Origin of the sequence: Streptomyces sp. NPDC046887 (assembly GCF_040644755.1) — a bacterium.
GTDB classification, from domain to species: domain Bacteria; phylum Actinomycetota; class Actinomycetes; order Streptomycetales; family Streptomycetaceae; genus Streptomyces; species Streptomyces lichenis.
Map to the genome: position 1 here is coordinate 182,447 of NZ_JBEYXH010000005.1, position 17,726 is coordinate 200,172.

General features: G+C 74.3%; 16 protein-coding genes. 10 read left to right on the forward strand and 6 right to left on the reverse strand.

What is annotated here, in order from left to right; translation table 11 throughout:
- The first annotated feature begins 83 nt into the window (after window positions 1-83).
- On the forward strand, window positions 84-1,100 hold the full coding sequence (bla, locus tag ABZ945_RS08105) for a class A beta-lactamase (RefSeq protein ID WP_361265747.1): 1,017 nt from the start codon (window positions 84-86) through the stop codon (window positions 1,098-1,100).
- Between the two features lie 33 nt (window positions 1,101-1,133).
- Here bla and ABZ945_RS08110 read toward each other — a convergent pair whose 3' ends face one another.
- On the reverse strand, window positions 1,134-1,823 hold the full coding sequence (locus tag ABZ945_RS08110; protein ID WP_361265751.1) for a pirin family protein: 690 nt from the start codon (window positions 1,821-1,823) through the stop codon (window positions 1,134-1,136).
- 295 nt (window positions 1,824-2,118) lie between these two features.
- On the opposite strand from ABZ945_RS08110, the gene ABZ945_RS08115 reads away from it, so the two are divergent.
- From ABZ945_RS08115 to fabF, 5 genes are all read left to right on the forward strand, one after another.
- Window positions 2,119-3,303, forward strand: coding sequence for a helix-turn-helix domain-containing protein (locus ABZ945_RS08115; RefSeq protein ID WP_248632228.1), 1,185 nt, complete (start codon window positions 2,119-2,121; stop codon window positions 3,301-3,303).
- 109 nt (window positions 3,304-3,412) lie between these two features.
- Window positions 3,413-4,336 carry an ACP S-malonyltransferase gene (locus tag ABZ945_RS08120; RefSeq protein ID WP_361265755.1) on the forward strand — a complete coding sequence of 308 codons (924 nt, stop codon included), beginning with the start codon at window positions 3,413-3,415 and terminating at the stop codon, window positions 4,334-4,336.
- A 16-nt stretch (window positions 4,337-4,352) separates the two neighbouring features.
- Entirely contained in the window at window positions 4,353-5,384 is a 1,032-nt protein-coding gene (locus ABZ945_RS08125) for a ketoacyl-ACP synthase III (protein ID WP_361265758.1), read from the forward strand.
- Between the two features lie 245 nt (window positions 5,385-5,629).
- Window positions 5,630-5,878 (forward strand): acyl carrier protein, encoded by a 249-nt coding sequence (locus tag ABZ945_RS08130; protein ID WP_105866898.1) that lies wholly within the window; start codon window positions 5,630-5,632, stop codon window positions 5,876-5,878.
- 67 nt (window positions 5,879-5,945) lie between these two features.
- A complete protein-coding gene (gene fabF, locus ABZ945_RS08135) occupies window positions 5,946-7,208 on the forward strand; it encodes a beta-ketoacyl-ACP synthase II (RefSeq protein WP_361265762.1) in 1,263 nt (420 codons plus the stop codon).
- 98 nt (window positions 7,209-7,306) lie between these two features.
- On the opposite strand, the gene ABZ945_RS08140 is transcribed toward fabF, so the two are convergent.
- Window positions 7,307-8,026 (reverse strand): hemerythrin domain-containing protein, encoded by a 720-nt coding sequence (locus ABZ945_RS08140; RefSeq protein ID WP_361265765.1) that lies wholly within the window; start codon window positions 8,024-8,026, stop codon window positions 7,307-7,309.
- 83 nt (window positions 8,027-8,109) lie between these two features.
- On the opposite strand from ABZ945_RS08140, the gene ABZ945_RS08145 reads away from it, so the two are divergent.
- Complete coding sequence (locus ABZ945_RS08145; protein ID WP_361265768.1) at window positions 8,110-8,598, forward strand: MarR family winged helix-turn-helix transcriptional regulator; 489 nt, start codon at window positions 8,110-8,112, stop codon at window positions 8,596-8,598.
- 81 nt (window positions 8,599-8,679) lie between these two features.
- On the opposite strand, the gene ABZ945_RS08150 is transcribed toward ABZ945_RS08145, so the two are convergent.
- The gene (locus tag ABZ945_RS08150) at window positions 8,680-9,174 is read right to left on the reverse strand and encodes a DUF3145 domain-containing protein (RefSeq protein WP_361265771.1); all 495 of its coding nucleotides are present in this window, start codon (window positions 9,172-9,174) and stop codon (window positions 8,680-8,682) included.
- A gap of 361 nt (window positions 9,175-9,535) precedes the next feature.
- Here ABZ945_RS08150 and ABZ945_RS08155 point away from each other — a divergent pair, with 361 nt between their 5' ends.
- Window positions 9,536-10,456 (forward strand): SGNH/GDSL hydrolase family protein, encoded by a 921-nt coding sequence (locus ABZ945_RS08155; RefSeq protein ID WP_361265774.1) that lies wholly within the window; start codon window positions 9,536-9,538, stop codon window positions 10,454-10,456.
- Window positions 10,457-10,584: 128 nt separating this feature from the next.
- Window positions 10,585-12,072 carry an alpha/beta fold hydrolase gene (locus ABZ945_RS08160; protein ID WP_361265777.1) on the forward strand — a complete coding sequence of 496 codons (1,488 nt, stop codon included), beginning with the start codon at window positions 10,585-10,587 and terminating at the stop codon, window positions 12,070-12,072.
- A 95-nt stretch (window positions 12,073-12,167) separates the two neighbouring features.
- Here ABZ945_RS08160 and ABZ945_RS08165 read toward each other — a convergent pair whose 3' ends face one another.
- The gene (locus ABZ945_RS08165) at window positions 12,168-14,636 is read right to left on the reverse strand and encodes a glycoside hydrolase family 3 C-terminal domain-containing protein (protein WP_361265780.1); all 2,469 of its coding nucleotides are present in this window, start codon (window positions 14,634-14,636) and stop codon (window positions 12,168-12,170) included.
- A gap of 282 nt (window positions 14,637-14,918) precedes the next feature.
- Between ABZ945_RS08165 and ABZ945_RS08170 the strand changes: the two genes are divergently transcribed.
- Window positions 14,919-16,127: a pyroglutamyl peptidase gene (locus tag ABZ945_RS08170; RefSeq protein ID WP_361265783.1), complete on the forward strand. Its 1,209-nt coding sequence runs from the start codon at window positions 14,919-14,921 to the stop codon at window positions 16,125-16,127.
- Between the two features lie 12 nt (window positions 16,128-16,139).
- Here the strand turns inward: ABZ945_RS08170 and ABZ945_RS08175 are convergent, their stop codons facing one another.
- Both ABZ945_RS08175 and ABZ945_RS08180 read right to left on the reverse strand, forming a co-directional pair.
- Window positions 16,140-16,757 carry a LysE family transporter gene (locus ABZ945_RS08175; RefSeq protein WP_361265786.1) on the reverse strand — a complete coding sequence of 206 codons (618 nt, stop codon included), beginning with the start codon at window positions 16,755-16,757 and terminating at the stop codon, window positions 16,140-16,142.
- The gene (locus ABZ945_RS08180; RefSeq protein WP_361265789.1) at window positions 16,754-17,698 is read right to left on the reverse strand and encodes an EI24 domain-containing protein; all 945 of its coding nucleotides are present in this window, start codon (window positions 17,696-17,698) and stop codon (window positions 16,754-16,756) included. Before ABZ945_RS08180 ends, ABZ945_RS08175 begins: the two co-directional genes overlap by 4 nt.
- Window positions 17,699-17,726: the final 28 nt, after the last annotated feature.

The following is a 17,726-nucleotide window of genomic DNA, read 5'->3' on the forward strand; positions in this document are numbered from 1 at the left end:
CCCGGGTCCCGTACCCGGTCGCGATCTGCCATCCCCCCGGCGCGGACCGCGCGCCCGGGACGACGACGGGAGCCCCAGCGCCCATGCAGCCCACCCCTTCCCCCGTACCGCCCCGACCGGGGTCCCGGCACACCCGGGCCGGCCGCCGCCATGCCGCGCTCACCGGGCTCGCCGCCCTCCTGCTGCTCCCGCTCACCGGCTGCGGCGGGCAGAGCACCGCCGCGGACCGCTCCGGCCACCCGGCCCCGGCCGCCACCGTCGGCGCCACCGCGAGCGCGACTGGGTATCCCGCGGCGGCGGCCGACGGGCGGGGCGCGCTGCGCGCCCTGGAGCGGACGTACGACGCGCACCTCGGGGTGTACGCGGTGGACACCGGAAGCGGGCGTGAGCTGGCCTGGAACGCCGACAGCCGCCTCTCGTACAACTCCACCTTCAAGGCGCTGCTCGCCGGGGTGGTCCTGAAGAAGAACGGCGCCGCCGGCATGGACCGGGTGCTGCGCTACACCCGCGCCGACCTCGTCGCCAACTCGCCGATCACCGAGAAGAACCTGGACGCCCTGGGCAAGGGGCGGATGAGCCTGCGCGCACTCTGCGACGCGACCGTCCGCTACAGCGACAACGCCGCCGCCAATGTGCTGCTGAGGGACCTCGGCGGCCCCCGCGCGCTCGGCGCCGCGCTGCGCGAGGCGACCAGCGACCGGGTCACCAGCACGGACCGGATCGAGCCGGAGCTGAGCACCTGGGTGCCCGGTGAGCGCCGCGACACCACCACCCCGCGCCAACTGGCCGTCAATCTGCGCGCCTTCACCCTCGGGGATGTGCTCGGCGCCAAGGAGCGGAAGCTGCTCACCGGCTGGCTGCTGACCAACACCACCGGCGACCGGACGATCCGCGCCGGGGTGCCCGCCGACTGGAAGGTCGGCGACAAGACCGGCACCGGCTCCTACCACGGCGCACGCGACGACATCGCCGTCATCTGGCCGCCCGGCCGGGCCCCGCTGGTGGTGACGATCATGTCCTACCGCCAGGACAAGGACGCCGAGCCCGACGACCGGCTGATCGCCGAGGCCGCGGCAGTGGTGGCCGAGGAACTGGGCTGACGCGACCGCCGCGCCCTCGTATCCGCGGAGCCCTCAGCCCGCCATCTCCCAGACCAGCACCTCGGCCGGGCCCAGCGCGGTGAGGGCGGGCGCGCCGCCCCGGGCGCGTACCGCGTCACCGGGACCCAGCTCGGTCCCGGCCCCCAGCCGGAGGGTGCCGCGCACCACATGGACGTAGACGAAGGGGGCGGCGGGCAGGGGGACCTCGGTGCCGGGGGCGGCGGGGCGGTGGACGTGCAGTACGGCACCGGCGGCGGGCAGTTCGTACCGCGCGACCGGGGCCGGCAGGGAGCGGACGACGGTGTAGGCGGGGTCCCCGCCGGGCTCCCGGGGCGCCAGCCACATCTGTACGAAGACCAGCTCCCGGTCGCCCGCCCCCTCCCGCTCCTCGTGGCGGACGCCCGACGCGGCGCTCAGGTGCTGGAGGTCGCCGGGGCGGACCTCGGTGGTGTGGCCGGCCGAGTCGCGGTGGGCGAGGGTGCCCTCGGCGACCCAGGTGACGATCTCGGTGTGGCTGTGCGGATGCTCGGCGAAACCCGCGCCGGGGGCCAGGCGCTCCTCGTTGACGGCGAGCAGGGCGCCGAAGCGGAGGTTGTCCGGGTCGTAGTGGGGGCCGAAGGAGAAGGAGTGCCGGGTGCGGATGCCGGCGGCCGGGTCGCCGCCCTGGTAGCGGTCGCCGCCACGGTGCACGGTCCAGCCGGGGACGCCGTTCTCGGAGCTCACCCCCGTACCGTAGCCCGCCCCAAAGCACCGCCCCCCGACCTCCGGCCCCCTCCCGGGAGAACCACGCCCCCGCCCCGGCCCCCAGCCGGCCCCCAGCCGGGGAACGCCCCCCGCACACCCCGGGCCCCGCCACCAGCCCCGGGCCCCGAAGCCACCGGCCCCCGGCCCCCAGCCGGGGAACGCCCTCGGACCTCGCCCCCAAACCCCGCCACCAGCCCCCACCCCCCTCCTCCGCACCCCGCCCCCCGGCCCCCGCCACCGCACCCGGGCGGCGCGATAAGGCAGTCTTGTCCCCGTGCCTGAACCCGCTGCGAACGACGCCCACCCGCATTCCGCGACCCTCAAGCGCTTGGAGCGGTCCTCCGGGCGGCTCGCGGCGAACGCCATCGCCCGTATGGACGAGACGCTGCCCTGGTACCGGGCGATGCCGCCGGAGAACCGGTCGTGGATCGGGCTGGTCGCGCAGGCCGGTATCGCCGCGTTCACCGAGTGGTTCCGGCACCCGGACACCCCGCAGGCGATCTCCACCGACGTGTTCGGGACGGCGCCGCGGGAGCTGACCCGGGCGATCACCCTGCGGCAGACCGTGGAGATGGTGCGCACCACCATCGAGGTGATGGAGAGCGCCATCGAGGAGGTCGCCGCCCCCGGCGACGAGTCGGTGCTGCGCGAGGCGCTGCTGGTGTACGCGCGGGAGATCGCGTTCGCCACGGCGCAGGTGTACGCGCAGGCGGCGGAGGCGCGTGGCGCCTGGGACGCCCGGCTGGAGTCGCTGGTGGTCAACGCGGTGCTCTCCGGGGAGGCCGACGAGGGCGCGGTGTCCCGGGCGGCGGCGCTGGGCTGGAACTCGCCGGACCATGTGTGCGTGATCCTGGGCACCGCCCCGGACGGGGACAGCGAGCTGACGGTGGAGGCGATCCGCCGGGCCGCCCGGCACGCCAAGCTCCAGGTGCTCACCGGGGTGCTGGGCGACCGGCTGGTGGTGATCGCGGGCGGCGACGACAACCCGATGCATGTGGCGAAGGCGCTGATCGGCCCGTACGCGGCGGGGCCGGTGGTGGCCGGTCCGGTGGTGCCGGACCTCCAGGCGGCGACCCGGTCCGCGCAGGCCGCGGCGGCCGGGCTGAAGGCCTGCTCGGCGTGGCAGGACGCGCCGCGGCCGGTGCTGGCGGACGATCTGCTGCCGGAGCGGGCGATCGCCGGGGACCCGTCGGCCCGCGAGCAGCTGGTGGAGGAGATCTACCGGCCGCTGGAGGAGGCGGGTTCGGCGCTGCTGGAGACGCTGAGCGTCTACCTGGAGCAGGCGAGCAGCCTGGAGGGCGCGGCCCGGATGCTGTTTGTTCACCCCAACACCGTGCGCTACCGGCTGCGCCGGGTGACCGATGTCACCGGCTGGTCGCCGTCCGATGTCCGTTCGGCGTTCACGCTGCGGATCGCGCTCATCCTCGGGCGTCTGGTCCAGGGGGACGGCCAGGCCTAGTCTGGTGCCGCCCGCTGCCCGCCTTTGTGGGACACCGACAATTCCCCCAGCGGTTCTTCGTCCCTGTCCCCACGGGCGGTGGGGGCCGCGCACAAGAGAGAGTGTGAGAGTGCTCGTACTCGTCGCTCCCGGCCAAGGCGCTCAGACGCCCGGCTTCCTGACTCCCTGGCTCGACCTCCCCGGTGCCGCCGACCGCGTCGCCGCGTGGTCGGACGCCATCGGGCTCGACCTCGTCCGCTACGGCACGAAGGCCGACGAGGACGAGATCCGCGACACCTCGGTGGCCCAGCCGCTGCTGGTGGCGGCGGGTCTGCTGGCCGGGTCCGCGCTGGGGGACGCCTCCCCGGGCGCCGTCGCCGGCCACAGTGTCGGCGAGATCACCGCGGCGGTGTTCGCCGGGGTGCTCGACGAGACGGCCGCGCTGCGGTTCGTCCGCACCCGCGGGCTGGCGATGGCCGACGCGGCCGCCGTGACCGAGACCGGGATGTCGGCGCTGCTCGGCGGCGACCCGGAGGTGTCCGTCCCGCATCTGGAGGGCCTGGGCCTGACCGCGGCGAACGTCAACGGCGCGGGCCAGATCGTGGCCGCCGGCACCCTGGAGCAGCTGGCCGCGCTGGCGGAGAACCCGCCGCAGGGCGTACGCCGGGTGGTGCCGCTGAAGGTGGCCGGGGCGTTCCACACCCGCCATATGGAGCCCGCGGTGGCGGTGCTGGGCACGGCGGCCGAGGAGCTGCACGCCGCCGATCCCGCCGTACCGTATGTGTCGAACAAGGACGGCCGGACCGTGGCCGAGGGCGCCGACGTCGTCGCCCGGCTGGTGGGCCAGGTGGCCAACCCGGTCCGCTGGGACCTGTGTATGGAAACGTTCCAGCAGCTCGGCGCCACGGCGCTGGTGGAGGTGTGCCCGGGCGGCACGCTCACCGGTATCGCCAAGCGGGCCCTGAAGGGTGTCGCGACGGTCGCCCTGAAGACGCCGGACGACCTCGACGCGGCACGCGCGCTCATCGCCGAGCACGCGCGGCCCGCGGTCTGACAAGGAGCCGTAGAGCATGGCGAAGATCAAGCCCAGCAAGGGCGCCCCGTACGCGCGGATCATGGGCGTCGGCGGCTACCGTCCGACCCGGGTCGTGCCCAACGAGGTGATCCTGGAGCGGATCGACTCCTCCGACGAGTGGATCCGCTCGCGCTCCGGCATCGTCAGCCGCCACTGGGCGGGCCCGGAGGAGACCGTGGCCGCCATGTCGGTGGAGGCGGCCGGCAAGGCCATCGCGGACGCCGGGCTCGCCCCGGAGCAGATCGGCGGGGTGATCGTCTCCACCGTCTCCAACTTCCGCCAGACCCCCGCGGTCGCCACCGAGATCGCCGACAAGCTCGGCGCGGGCAAGCCGGCCGCGTTCGACATCTCGGCGGGCTGCGCGGGCTTCGGCTACGGGCTGACCCTCGCCAAGGGCATGGTGGTCGAGGGCTCGGCCGAGTATGTGCTGGTCATCGGCGTGGAGCGGCTGAGCGACCTGACCGACCTGGAGGACCGGGCGACGGCCTTCCTGTTCGGTGACGGCGCCGGCGCGGTCGTCGTCGGCCCGGCCGATGAGCCGGCCATCGGCCCCACCGTGTGGGGCTCGGAGGGCGACAAGTCGGAGACCATCCGGCAGACCGTGGCGTGGGACGAGTTCCGGCTCGGCGACGCCTCGAAGCTGCCGCTGGACGGGCGCGGCGAGGTCAAGTTCCCGGCGATCACCCAGGAGGGCCAGGCGGTGTTCCGCTGGGCCGTCTTCGAGATGGCGAAGGTCGCCCAGCAGGCGCTGGACGCGGCCGGGATCACCGCCGCCGACCTGGACGTCTTCATCCCGCACCAGGCCAATATGCGGATCATCGACTCGATGGTGAAGACCCTGAAGCTGCCGGAGCACGTCACGGTCGCCCGGGACGTGGAGACCACCGGCAACACCTCGGCCGCCTCGATCCCGCTCGCGATGGAGCGGCTTCTGGCGACCGGCAAGGCGAAGAGCGGCGACACCGCGCTCGTCATCGGCTTCGGGGCGGGTCTCGTGTACGCCGCGACGGTCGTTACCCTCCCCTAGGCACGGTTCGGGTCCTCCCGGGCAGGCCCGGCGTCCGTCACAGCGGTCGCCAGGCCCCCGGAGCGGACCTCCGGACCGGCCGACCCGCCCCCTCGGCGGGATGACTCCCCCCGGCCCCCGCCGTCCGCGGACGGGGCCGCGGGAGGAGGCACCGAGGGATCCGCCGGGCCCGCCCGGCGGGCCGGACACACCTCATACCCCTCCCGGCACCAGACACCGGGCAGGCCACACCGAAGGAGCGCCACATGGCCGCCACGCAGGCAGAGATCGTCGAAGGTCTCGCGGAGATCGTGAACGAGATCGCCGGCATCCCGACGGAGGACGTCCAGCTGGACAAGTCCTTCACCGACGACCTGGACGTCGACTCGCTGTCCATGGTCGAGGTCGTCGTCGCCGCCGAGGAGCGCTTCGACGTGAAGATCCCCGACGAGGACGTCAAGAACCTGAAGACCGTCGGCGACGCCGCCGACTACATCGCCAAGCACCAGGGCTGATCGGACCGCCACCCGGCGGTGGCGCCGTGTTTCCGCACACCTCGATACTCGTGGAGAGAGAAATCCTGTGAACTCGACCAATCGCACCGTGGTCGTCACCGGTATCGGCGCAACCACACCGCTGGGTGGCGACTCCGCCTCGACCTGGGAGGGCATGCTGGCGGGTCGCTCCGGGGCCCGCGCCCTGGAGGGCGAGCGCTTCGCCGAGCTGCCCGTCCGGATCGCGGCCGTCGCGGCCGTCGACCCGGGTGACGTCCTGCCCCGCCCGTTCGCCCGCAAGCTGGACCGCTCGGCCCAGTTCGCGGTGATCGCGGCCCGTGAGGCCTGGGCCGACGCGGGCTTCACCGCCCGGGCCGGCGAGGACGAGCAGGTCGCCCCCGAGCGCCTGGGCACGGTGATCGCCTCCGGCATCGGCGGCGTGATCACCCTGCTCGACCAGTACGACGTGCTGAAGGAGAAGGGCGTACGCCGGGTCTCCCCGCACACCGTGCCGATGCTGATGCCCAACAGCCCCTCCGCCAACGTCAGCCTGGAGGTGAACGCCCAGGCGGGCGTGCACACCCCGGTCTCGGCGTGCGCGTCGGGCGCGGAGGCGATCGGCTACGCGGTGGAGATGATCCGCACCGGCCGCGCCGACGTGGTCGTGGCGGGCGGCACCGAGGCGGCGATCCACCCGCTGCCGGTCGCCGCGTTCGCCAACATGATGGCGATGTCCAAGAACAACGACGACCCGCAGGGCGCCTCCCGCCCCTACGACAAGGGCCGTGACGGCTTCGTCCTCGGCGAGGGCGCCGGTGTCGTCGTCCTGGAGTCCGCCGAGCACGCCGCCAAGCGCGGCGCCCGCGCCTACTGCGAGGTGCTGGGCCAGGGCCTGTCCTCGGACAGCCACCACATCGCCCAGCCGGAGCCCACCGGCCGCGGTGTCGCCGCCGCGCTGCGCGGTCTGCTGGACACCACCGATCTGAAGCCCGCGGAGGTCGCGCACCTCAACGCGCACGCCACCTCCACCCCGCAGGGCGACGTGGCCGAGGTGAAGGCCCTTCGCTCGGTGCTCGGCGACGAGCTGGACCACATCGCGGTCTCCGCCACCAAGTCCATGACCGGCCACCTGCTGGGCGGCGCCGGCGGCGTCGAGACCGTGGCGACCGTCCTGGCGCTGTACCACCGCACCGCCCCGCCCACCATCAACGTCACCGAGCTGGACGAGGAGGTGGACGCGGACGTGGTGCGCGACGAGCCCCGCAAGCTGCCCGAGGGCACCATCGCCGCGATCAACAACTCCTTCGGCTTCGGCGGCCACAACGTGGTGCTGGCCTTCCGCACCGTGTGACCGTCGCATCGACCGGTACGGCCCCGGGGCCCGGGTCTCCCCTCACGGGAGGCCCGGGCCCCGGCGCGTGTCCGCACGGTGCGTGTCCGGTACGAAGCTCAGCGCGCCGCCCAGGCCTCCGGAGCGCCCAGGTCGTCGTAGAGGCGGGCCCGCTGCCCGGGGGCCAGGGTGGTGCTCAGCGCGTACAGCCCGGAGCCGGCCTCGGCGGGCGGCAGCGCCTCCACGGTGGCCCGGGCGATGGCGGCCCGCACCCGCGGCGGCAGCGCGGGCAGCATCCCCCGCAGATCGCCGAGGCGCTGCTCGGGCGAGCGGGTGGCCTGGAAGCCGACGAACACCGCGCCCAGCTCCCGGTCGTCGTACGCCGCCCAGAGCGCGGGCATCGCCACCGTCTCCTCGGCGTGCAGATGGGCCAGATAGGCGCTGATCAGCTCGTTGACCGCGAGGTACAGCGCGTGCTGCGCCTCCGCCCGGGCGTCCGGCCCGGCCTGGGCGTCCGATCCGGCTTGGGTATCGGATCCGGCCTTGGGGAAGGCGCGGGCCCGCTCGTCCAGCGCGGCCAGCGCGGCGTCCAGCCGGATGTGCTCGGCGTCCAGGGCGTCGGCCGCGGCGGGCGCCCGCTCACGCAGCAGCGGATGTATGTGGGTGTCCTCGTGGTCGGCGTGCTCGCGCAGCTCCGCCGTCATGGCCAGGGCCCGGTCGGCGAACTCCTCGGCCACGGCCTGGTCGGCGCCGTCCGCCGAGCCCAGCTCCACGGCGAGGGCGAAGAGGCGGGCCCGCTGGCCCATGTGAACATTCCGGTACAGATCGATCCTGGGCATGCGCTGTTCTCCTCGGTACGTACCCCCCGACTAACATGACAATACATTTCCACTCAGACAACAGCTTGTCAAAGGAGTCGGTCATGTCCGATGCCCTCCCGCCCCCGACGCCCGCCCCCGCTCCCGGCGCCCCCGACGCCTTCGCCCTGCTGGTGGCCGATGTCTACGAGGCGGCGGGCGCGCTGCGGCGGCTCGGCGAGCGGACGGCCGCGACCGAAGGCCTGACCCAGGCCCGCTGGCAGGTGCTGAGCGTGGCCTCCGAGCAGCCGGTCACCGTCCCCCAGGCCGCCCGCCGCCTCGGCGTCACCCGCCAGAACGTGCAGCGGGTCGCCAACGACCTGGTGGAGCGGGGCCATGCCGCCTTCGCCGACAACCCCGAGCACCGGGGCTCCCCGCTGCTGACCCTGACGCCCACCGGCCGCACGGCGCTGGAGCGGGTCACCGAGCGGGCAGACGCCCACCACCGCGTCCTGCTGAAGACCCTCCCCGAGCAGGACGTCACCGCCGCCCGCGCCCTGCTGCGCCGGCTGCTCACCGAGCTGGACCGTGAGGAGCGGGCCGCGGCGGAGTAGGACTCCGGGGTACGCGAACGAGCCCGCCCCCACCTGGGGAGCGGGCCCGATGCCGTACGGGTGAGTGCTTCTGAGGGGCGGTCAGACCACCTGGTGGAGCCAGCGGACCGGGGCGCCCTCACCCGCGTACCGGAACGGCTCCAGCTCGTCGTCCCAGGGCTTGCCCAGCAGCCGGGCGACCTCCGCCTCCAGTTGGGTCTCGCCCTGCGCGGCCCGGGCCACCGCGGCGCGCAGCCGGTCCTCGGGGACCAGGATGTCGCCGTGCATGCCGGTGACGGCGTGGAAGATGCCCAGTTCGGGGGTGGCACTGTAGCGCTCACCCTCGGCGGTGGCGCACGGTTCGGCGGTCACCTCGAAGCGGAGCAGCTGCCAGCCGCGCAGCGCGGAGGCGAGTTTGGAGGCGGTGCCCACCTCGCCCCGCCAGGAGAACTCGGCTCTCCAGGTGCCCGGTGATGCGGGTTGCCGGATCCAGTCGAGCTGGACCCTGGCGCCGAGCACTCCGGCGACCGCCCATTCCACGTGCGGGCACAGCGCGCGGGGGGCGGAGTGTACGTACAGGACTCCACGTGTCGTCACCGGGACCTCCAGAGGGGGACGAGGGTCGCCATTCCCAGCGGCCTCAGTAAACAGCATCAGGAGTGAAACTCCACAAAAGGGACAGCATGTGACGTGATGTAATTTACCGGAGCCGACCGGCGGGACGCCTGCCGGGTCCGGGGCCACCGGCTGCGGCACCGGCCCGCCTCGACGGGCCAAAGCTACCGTGCGCAGGGGCTCATGGGGATGGCGTACGGTCGAGCGGGAGGTCCGCACCGCGGAACCCGGGCCCGGAACACCGCCGCGGCACCACCGGGACACCATGCCACCTCCGTCACCGAACGTGACGGGAATCGGCGGATGTTTCACCCGCCAGGACGCCGACGAAAGGGCGACACCCATGCCCCGCAGCCGACGGAGCCCCCGTACCACCGATCGGTCACCCCTGCCCCTCCGGCCCGCGGCCGGGGTCGCGGCGGCGGTGGCGGCCGCACTGCTCGCGGGCACGGCCGGCTGCGACCGGGCGCCGGCCGAGCGGCCCCGGGCCGAGCGCCCCTCCCCCTCCCCCACCCCCACGCGCGGCTGGGACCGCGATCCCACATCCCTGGCCGCCGTCGGCGACTCCATCACCCGCAGCTTCAACGCCTGCGGGGTGCTGACCGACTGCCCCGACTCCTCCTGGGCCACCGGCACCGACGCCCGGGTGAACAGCCTGGCCCGGCGGCTGCTGGGCCCCTCCGCCCTGCCGTCCCACAGCTGGAACCTCGCCAGGTCCGGTTCGCGGATGGCCGAGCTGCCCGGGCAGATGAGCCGTGCGGCGGCCCACCGGCCGGACCTGGTGACCGTGCTGACCGGGGCCAACGACGCCTGCCGGAGCAGTGTGGCGGCGATGACCCCGGTCGCGGAGTACCGGGCCTCCTTCGCGGAGTCGCTGCGGCGACTGCGGGCCGACTCGCCCAAGAGCCGGGTGTATGTGGCGAGCGTGCCGGACCTGCGGCGGCTGTGGGCCACCGGCTGGGAGAACCCGCTGGGCCGGCAGATATGGAAGCTGGGCCTCTGCCCCTCGATGCTGGGCGGTGCCGAGGACACCAGCGCGAGCGCCGAGCAGCGCCGGACCGAGGTGTACGAGCGGGTGGTGGCGTACAACGAGGCGCTGCGCGAGGTCTGCGAGCGGGACCGGCTGTGCCGGTACGACGGCGGGGCGGTGTTCGACTACAAGTTCACCGGCGACCAGCTCAGCCCCTTCGACTGGTTCCACCCGAGCCTGGACGGCCAGGCGAGGCTGGCGGAGATGGCCTACCGCCGGATCACGGCTCCCTGAACCGACCTCGTAATAGCCTCTCACTTAAATTATTGACTCTCGCGAGTTCCGGTTATAGCTTCTCACCAACGCAGGAAGCTCCGTTAGTCGCGCCGGTCCCGGCGCACCGACGCTCCGGGAGAGTCGCCATGCCCCGTCCCGCCACCCGTCCCCTCCGCCTCAGGGTGCTCGCCCTCGCCCTCGCGGCGGCCACCCTCGCCACCCCCACCGCCCTGGCCCAGGACCGCCCGAAGCGGGCGCCGGCTGCCGACCGGATCGACTGGACCACCTGTGCCGACGCGGAGCTACGGGAGATGGGGCTGAGCTGCGGCACGCTCAAGGTCCCGGTCGACCACGCCCGTCCGGGCGCCGGCAGCCTCACCCTGGCGCTGGTCCGCCGCCCCGCCGACGACCTACGCCACCGCACCGGCACCCTGCTGCTCAACAACGGGGCCGGCGGGTCCTCCATCGAGCAGCTGCGGCTGGCCATGCGGGCGCAACTGCCCGCCTTCGCCGGGGCGATGACCGAGCGGTTCGACCTGGTGGCGGTGGACCCGCGCGGGGTGGGGCACAGCACGCCGATCCGCTGCGACAAGCCCCTCAAGCCGGCCGGCGTCAGCCACTTCCCCCGCACCCGGGCCGCGTTCCGCGAGCTGGCGGCCCACAACCGCGCGTTCGCCGCGGACTGCCTGCGCCGCACCGGGCCGCTGGTCGCGCACACCGATCTGACCTCCACCGCGCGGGACTTCGAGGCGGTGCGGATCGCGCTGGGCGAGGCCCGGCTGAACTGGTACGGCATCCACTACAGCACCCTGCTGGGCCGCACCTACGCCGGCCTCTACCCCGGCCGGCTGCGCACGATGGTGCTGGACACCGCGCTGGACGACACCACCTCGCCCACCGAGCGGATCGTCCGGGAGGCGGCCACCGCCGAGGAGGCGTTCCGCCGCTTCACCGCCTGGTGCGCCGGCTCGGCGGAGTGCGCCCTGCACGGCGAGGACGCCGGGGCCGCGTACGACGCGCTGACCGCCCGGGCCGACCGCGCCCCGATCCCGGTCACCGGCGGCGGACGGCCGCTCACCGGTGAGGACATCCGTGAGGCCACCCAGGACTATCTGACCCTCTCCGGCATCACCTGGCCCCTGCTCGCCGAGGCGGTGGTCAAGGCCCGGGCCGGTGACGCGTCCGACTTCCTGCGCGACCCGGACGACACCCTGAACCCCGTCCAGGTCCGTGTCCCCGCCTGCCTGGACCACGCCCGCCCGGTGACCACGTTCGACCAGCTCACCCGGTTGCGGAAGCGCCTGGAGCGGGTCTCCCCGCACCTCGGCGGCGCGGTGCGCTCGTACACCGCGCTGACCGGCTGCCTGGGCTGGCCCGTCCCGGCGAAGCCGGTCGCGGCGGGCGCCCCGGTGCACGGCGCGCCGCCCGCGCTGATCCTCCAGTCCACCCGCCAGGCCCTCGCTCCGCACAGCGCCGGCCCCGCCATGGCGGCCCAGCTGCCCGGGAGCGTGGTGCTCAGCCGCGAGGGCGACGACTACAGCATGTTCCTGCTCTCCTCCTGCGCCCGTGAGGCCACCAACCGCTACCTCACCACCCGCGCCCTGCCCGCCCCCGGCACCCTCTGCACCGACTGATCGACGGATGGGCGCACAGAGCCCCGGGGCGGTTGTCAGGGACCGCCCCGGGGCCGCCGGGGTGGGGGCCGCGGACAGCGTCCGGATCGCCGTGCTCAACGCTCCAGCTCGGTGCTCAGCCGCAGGTCGGCGAGCGAGCGGCCGACGTGCAGCCGGTACGGCCCCGGGACGGTGATCCATACCCCCTGCTCCTCGTCCCACGCCTGGAACGCCCGCTCGGGCAGCGGGACACGGACCTCGGCGCTCTCGCCGGGACCGGCCTCCACCACGGCGAACCCGGCCAGCCACCGCACCGGGCGCTCCACGGCCTCGCGGGCGGAGCCCAGGGGTGACAGATAGAGCTGGACGGTCTCCCGGCCGCGCCGCTCCCCGGTGTTCACCACCCCGACCCGAGCGGCCCCGCCCGCGACCTCCAGGGACTCGTACGCCCAATCGGTGTACGTCAGTCCGTGGCCGAAGGCGTAGGCGGGTGCCGTCCCCGCCCGGTCCCAGGCCCGGTAGCCGATGAACAGGCCCTCGGTGTAGTCCAGCCGCCCGTCGGTGGGGGCGGTCCGGGTGACGGGCGCGTCCGCGAGGGTGGCGGGCCAGGTGGTGGGCAGCCGCCCGCCGGGCTCCTCACGACCGAGCAGTACGTCGGCGAGCGCGGCCCCGCCCTCCTGCCCGGGGAACCAGCTCAGCAGCACCGAGGCCACCTCCTCGCGCCAGTCCATCTCCACCGGGGAGCCGGAGTTGACGACCACCACGGTGTTCCGGTTGGCGGCGGCGACCGCCCGTACCAGGTCGTCCTGGCGGCCGGGCAGGGCGAGGGTGGTGCGGTCGAAGCCCTCGGACTCGACCCGCTCGGTGGTGGCCACCACGACCACGGCGGTGTCCGCCGCCCGGGCCGCCTCGACCGCCTCGGCGATCAGCTCGTCCGGATCGCGGCGCGGGCCCAGATGGACCAGGGAGAACACCACGGCCGGCAGCGGCGCGGCGGCCTGCTGCTCCCGGTCCAGCGGATGGCGCAGCGAGACGGTGACCGGTACACCTTCGGTGAGCACCGCCCGGCCGCGTTCCTCGGGCGTGCCGAAGAGGGCCTCGAACGGGTCGCTCTCCTCCCCTCTCACCTGCACCCCGTCGAACAGCACCGTCCCGTCCACGGTGAGCGTGTAGGCGCCCAGCCCCTGGGTGCCGAAGGCGTGCGCGCCACTCTCCCGGGGGGTGAAGGTGCCGGTGACCTCCACCTCGGCCAGGGTGTCGTGGCCGACCCCGTCGGGCAGGTCGCCCCCGATCCACTGGACCTGGCCGGAGGGCAGCGAGCGCTCACCGAGGACGGTGCCGTGGGCGTCCCGGCAGATCGCGCGCAGGGCGAAGCCCGGTCCGGCGGAGGCGAGTTCGTCGGTGGGGTCCGCCCCGACCGCGTAGCTCAACGCCCCTTCCGGCAGCAGCCGGGCCAGTCCGTCCAGCGGGGAGACGGTGTGGTCCGGGAAGACCTGGGCGGAGCCGCCGCCGAGCACCCGGGGCTCCCGCGCCGCCGCCCCGATCAGCGCGACGCTCCCTCCGGACGCCAGCGGCAGGATGCCGCGCCCTCCCGTGCTTCCGGGCTCGTTGCGCAGCAGGACGAAGGAGCGGTGGGCGATCTCCCGGGCCAGCGCCTCGCCGTCGAGCGGGGCGGGCGGCTCGGGGACGGCGGGCTCGGCCCCAGCCAGGGCGCCCACCCGGGCGGCGAGCCGCAGCACCCGGCGTACCGCCTCGTCCACCGCCGCCTCGGGGACCTCCCCGGCCCGTACGGCGGCGGCCAGCGGCTCGCCGTACACGGTCCGCGGGCCGGGCATCGCCAGGTCCAGGCCTCCGGTGATCGCCCGTACGGTGTGCCGGGCGGCCAGCCAGTCGGAGACATTGACCCCGTCGAACCCCCACTCGCCCCGCAGCACCCCGTTCACCAGCTCGCCGTGTTCGGTCATGGTGACCCCGTTGACCTGGTTGTACGCGGTCATCACGCCCCAGGGGCGGGCGCCGGTGACGATCGCCTCGAATGGGGCGAGGTACAGCTCCCGCAGCGGGCGCGGGGCGATCCGGTTGTCCACGGTGAACCGGTCGGTCTCGGCGTCGTTGCCGGTGAAGTGCTTGACCGTGGTGGCGACCCCGCCCTCCTGCACCCCGCGCACATAACCGGTGCCGATCACCCCGGTGAGCAGCGGATCCTCGCTGTACGCCTCGAAGTGCCGCCCGCCCAGCGGCGAGCGGTGCAGATTGACGGTGGGCGCCAGCAGGACATGGACGCCCTTGCGGCGGGCCTCCTGGGCGAGCAGCCGGCCGGCCCGGCGGGCAAGGCCCGGGTCCCAGGCGGCGGCGAGCGCGGTCGGCGAGGGCAGCGCGATCGACGGGTCGTCGGCACTCCAGCGCACCCCGCGCACCCCGATGGGCCCGTCCGACATCACCAGCGCGGCCAGCCCGATCTCCGGTACGGCCGGCAGCGTCCACATATCCTGCCCCGAGAGCAGCCGGGCTTTGGTGTCCAGGTCGAGCAGCCCCAGCGCCGCCTCCACCACCTTCTCCCCGTCATCACCTGTCTCGTCCGCCACCGCCGTACTCCCCTCGCCGTCGCCGCCTCCGTGATCCGCCTTGCCATGGTGCGCCCGGAACTCCGGTGGGGCGACAGCGCGGCCGGGGGTTCCTCCGGCCCTCGGGCGCGCGCTAGCGTGCCGGGACCGGTGCCGCCCGGTGCCGGGGCTACGGAAGGGGAAGGTGTGCCTGCGGTGGACCGCTCATGGACACGGACGGCTCCGAGGACGACGGCCAGGAAGAGGGGTACGGGGAAGGGGGCGGCGACACGGGCCCGTTGGCGTACGTCGGCGGTGGCCGGAATGCTCGCGGCCCTGGTGGCCGCCACGGCCGCGCCCGCCTCGGCGGCCCCCGCACCGGTCACCGTGGAGGAGGCCCGCCTCGACCAGGCGGTGCCGAGGGAGATCCTGCACCGCAGCGGATTCGACTCCGTGGCACCGGAGTTCGCCGCTGCCCTGGCGGACGCGCGCAACGCTGCGGCCGCCGAGCGGGCCGTCACCCGGCACGGGGCGGCGCTCTGGCGGCGGGCCGTGGACCGGGTGCAGGGGCGCGGCCCGGCCGGTGGCGACCTGGCCCGGGACGACGACCGCCCGCTGTACTGGGCGCGACTGGCGATGACCCGTGAACTGGGCGCTTGGGAGCCGTCGTTCCCCCTCCCCCCGGCGGCCCGGCAGCGACTCACCGACCGGCTGACCGACCGCCTGGAGACCGCCTCCCGAGGTCAGGACTCCCTCACGTACCCCGCCTCCGGCCGCCGGAAGGTCCGGCGGATCCTGGTGACCGGCTTCGACCCTTTCACCCTCGACCGGGACATACGGATCTCCAACCCGTCCGGCGCGGCGGCACTGGCGCTGGACGGCACCCGGATCCGCACGGCCGACGGCGGCTGGGCGCGGGTGGAGACGGCCGTCTTCCCGGTCCGCTGGCGGGACTTCGCGGACGGCGAGGTGGAGCGGGCGCTGCGCCCGGTGCTGCCCCGGGTGGACCTGTTCACCACGGTCAGCCAGGGCCGGGTGGGCAAGTTCGACGTGGAGCGGTTCAACGGCGCCTGGCGCGGCGGCTTCGGCGACAACCTGAACGTCTCCGAGACCGGCACCGTCCCGGTCGCCGACCCGGGCTCGCAGCCGCAGTGGACGGCGACCACCCTGCCGTACGCCCGGATCACGGCGGCCCAGACCGGGCGGTTCCCGGTCTACGACAACACCTCGGTGACCGAGGTCCCGGCGGGCTCCACGGCCCCGGTGGTGCGCCCGGACGGGCCGACGCCGGGCTCGGCGGCGCGGGCCGGTGGCGGCGGTGACTACCTCTCCAACGAGATCGCCTACCGCGCCACCCTGCTCCGCGACCGGCTGGGCCTGCGCTCGCTGCCCGGCGGCCATGTGCACACCCCGGTGCTCCAGTTCGGCGCGGGCAACACGGCGGCGGTGACCGACCCGGAGTTCCTGCGCAACCGGGCCGACATCACCGCCCAGGTGCGCCAGATCCTCACGGTCGCGGCCGCCCGCCGCTGACCCCGGAGCCCCTTACGGTGCGGAGGTGACGCCCAGGGCGACGCCCAGCCCCACCAGCGTTCCGCCGATGGCCCGGTTCAGCGCCTTCTGGGCGCGCAGCATGGCGGTCCGCAGCCGTGCGTGCGAGAAGAACAGCGCCACCAGGGCGAACCAGCCCAGGTGGGCCAGGGACATGAACAGCCCGTAGAGGCCCTGCTGCCACAGCGGGGTCTCGGTCCCGACCACCTGGGTGAAGGTGGAGACCACGAAGAGCGTGGTCTTCGGGTTGAGCACATTGGTCAGAAAGCCGCTGCGCAGCGCCCCGAGCCGGGTCAGCCCGGCTCCGGAGGCGTCCAGGTCCACGGTCAGGTCGGCGCGGGCGAAGAAGGTGCGCAGCCCGATGTAGACCAGGTACGCGGCGCCGAGCAGCTTGATCGCCGTGAACAGCGCGGTGTTGGCGGCGATGATCAGCCCGACGCCGAGCATGGTGTAGGTGACGTGCACCAGCACCCCGGCCGCGACCCCGGCGGCCCCGAGGAGCCCGGTGGTCCGCCCGTACAGGCAGCTGTTGCGGACCACCATGGCGAAGTCGGCGCCCGGACTGATCACCGCCAGGATGGTGATCACCGCCACCGCGATCAGTTCGGTCATGCCTTCCGCCCTCCGTTCCACTCCGGGTTCTGCGGCGGCTGCGGGGCGCCCTGCGGATACGGGGGCCGTACGGCATAGGGGTTCGGCGGCTGCGGAGCCGCCGGACCGGCGTACGGATTCGGGGCCGGGGTCGGAGGCGTGTACGGGGCACCCGGCACGGGCTCCCCGTCAGGCTGCCGCCCGCCCTCGCGGGACCCGGCCTCCGGCTCGTCCACCAGGTCGCGGGCGAGCAGGGTCGCCCCCGCCACCGCGCCCGGCATCAGCAGGACCGCCACAAAGGGGACGAGGAAGGCCAGGGTGAGCGGGACGCCGAAGCCCAGCGTCAGCATCCGCCGCCCCCGCAGCAGCGCCAGCCGCTCCTTGAACTCGACCCCCCGGCGTTGCAGCGCGACCGCCGCCAGCTCCTCGGCGAGGAAGAACCCCGACACACAGAAGCCGAGCACCGGGATCACCGTCTGCCCGATCACCGGCACGAACCCCAGGGCGAACAGCACGATCCCGTAGAACGCGACCCGTACCAGCACCCGCAGGCTGTCCCGGGCCGACACCCACAACTCCCGCCACAGCGGCAGCCCGGACTCCGGGACGTCCCCGCCCTCCGACCGGTCCACCTGCTCGGAGAGCGATTCGTAGAACGGCTGGCCGACCAGCAGGGTGACCGCGGTGAACGTCACCACCGCGAGGAACAGCCCCAGGGCGAACACCAGCGCCGTCAGGAACCCCCGGAACAGCCCCAGCCACGGCGAACCCCAGTCGTCCGCGAACGGCGTCGCCCACGCGGTCAGATCGTCCGCCCCGTACGCCAGCCCGAACAGCGCCCCGCCGTACAGCACCAGAGTGACCAACCCGGGCAGCAGCCCGAACCCGAACCACCGCCCATGGGTCGCCACCCACCGCTGGCCCTTCAGCAAGTACCGGAAACCCACCCCGAGATCACGCATGCGGTCACTGTAGCCGGGCCCCGGCAGT